Origin of the sequence: Micromonospora sp. NPDC047707, from assembly GCF_040704235.1 — a bacterium.
GTDB lineage: Bacteria > Actinomycetota > Actinomycetes > Mycobacteriales > Micromonosporaceae > Micromonospora.
In genome coordinates this window covers 1-1,219 of sequence record NZ_JBEYSU010000159.1, presented here as the reverse complement: position 1 = coordinate 1,219, position 1,219 = coordinate 1, and the positions used below count along the sequence as shown (strand labels likewise).

Genomic DNA, 1,219 nt, shown 5'->3' with positions numbered 1-1,219 from the left:
GGCGGTCGTGGTTGTACCAGTGGACCCAGGACGCGGTGGCCTGCTCGACCTGCCGCCACGAGGTCCAGGTGGTCCGCTCGTGCTCGATGACCTCGGTCTTGAACAGACCGATCGTGGACTCCATCAGCGCGTTGTCCAACGCGTCACCGACCGACCCGATCGATCCGGTGATCTCGGCGGAGCGTAGCGCATCGCTGAAGGCCAGCGAGACGTATTGACTGCCCGCGTCGCTGTGATGCAGGAGTCCGGTCGCGGTGAAGGTGGCGTTGGTGCGGCGCCGGGTGAACAACGCCTGCTCGAGGGCGGAGGTCACCAGCGGCGTCGTCTTGCTGGTCGAGACCCGCCAGCCCAGGATGCGCCGGGAGTACACGTCGGTGACGAACGAGACGTAGCAGAACCCGGCCGTCGTCCAGACGTAGGTGAAGTCGGCCACCCACCACTGATCCGGCCGGGACGGGTAGTTCCACCGCCGTTTCACGTGATCTGGGTGACGGGGCCGGCTGCGATCGGGCTCGGTGGTGACCACGCGGGGCCGGCCGCGGCGCACCCCGTCGATCCCGGCGATCTTCATCAGCCGTTCCACTTGATCACGGCCGATGGCCAGCCCGGCCCGGCAGGCGGCGATCCACAGCTTCCGGCGCCCATACAAACGCCGGTTCGCCGTCCACAGATCAAGCAGCCGGTTCGCCAGATACGCCTGCCGCAGCTCAGCCTCGCTAGGGCCGAACCCGCAGGCGGCGTGGGCGTAGTACGTCGACGGGGCGATCCCGACACCGTGCTCTTTGAGCACGGCCAGGATCGGCTCGACCCCGAAACGACCCGCATATTCGCGGACGTAATCGATCACTGTCCGAGTCTGCGGTCGAGCTCCGCTGCCGCGAAAAACGCGGACGCGGTCTTCAGGATCGCGTTCGCCCGCCGCAACTGCGCGTTCTCGCGCCGCAACCGCGCCAGCTCGTCATCGGAGCGCTCCGTGCCGGCCGACGCGGTGGCGCCCTCGCCGAGCTCCCGGCGGATCCAGTTCCGCAACGTCGACGGGTTGATCCCGAGCAGCTCGCCCACCTCCTCGCGAGCCTTGACCTGCGAAACATCACCACCGGCGATCCGGTCGGCATACATCCGGACCGCACGCGCCTGCGTCTCATCGTCATACTTCTTCGGTGCTGGCATGATCCTCTCCCTGTTAGATCATGCCCTCCGAGAAACCCAGGCCGATTCA

General features: G+C 67.3%; 1 protein-coding gene and 1 other annotated feature. The gene reads right to left on the bottom strand.

Translation table 11 applies throughout. The features are described 5' to 3' along the window. Window positions 1–1,170 (bottom strand): IS3 family transposase gene (locus tag AB0873_RS32595; protein ID WP_366604649.1). Its coding sequence is split into 2 segments (ribosomal slippage), with 1,171 coding nucleotides annotated over them: window positions 1–876 and window positions 876–1,170; the frame shifts between segments, so codons are not numbered across the junction. This gene is flagged as partial in the annotation. Further along, window positions 758–889: a sequence feature (AL1L pseudoknot), on the bottom strand. (Overlaps the previous gene by 132 nt.) Window positions 1,171–1,219: the final 49 nt, after the last annotated feature.